Raw genomic sequence first — 277 nt, 5'->3', positions numbered from 1 at the left:
GCGGGAGATGTAAATCCAGAAACGACGCCAGCGACACCTACAATTGTGGCAGTAAGTCTTGGGATTTGTCCAACTACAAAATGTACAAGCAAGTGCTAATTTCTATATCAATAATTAACGTAATTTAACTAAAGGTATATTTTTCTTGTAACTAATTATCTTTATAAAAAAAATAAATTAATAGGAGTGTTGAAAATGTCATCAAAAAAAGTAGTAGAATCTTGGAAAAACCCGGTATTACGTTCTAAAAATGAGGATGCGCCAAGTCATCCTGCAG

At 33.6% G+C, this 277-nt stretch carries 2 protein-coding genes; both read left to right on the top strand.

The genetic code is table 11. The annotated features are described in order from the left end of the window. On the top strand, nucleotides 1–99 hold a 99-nt coding region (locus MR083_RS27200; RefSeq protein ID WP_242270129.1), incomplete at its 5' end, for a class II lanthipeptide, LchA2/BrtA2 family. 96 nt (nucleotides 100–195) lie between these two features. Beyond that, a partial coding sequence (locus MR083_RS27195; protein WP_242270128.1) for a mersacidin/lichenicidin family type 2 lantibiotic occupies nucleotides 196–277 on the top strand: 82 nt, incomplete at its 3' end.

Source organism: Bacillus cereus group sp. BfR-BA-01408 (assembly GCF_022663305.1).
GTDB classification, from domain to species: Bacteria; Bacillota; Bacilli; order Bacillales; family Bacillaceae_G; genus Bacillus_A; species Bacillus_A pacificus.
The sequence above is the reverse complement of the archived record's forward strand: the minus strand, read 5'-3'. Positions and strand labels throughout refer to the sequence as shown.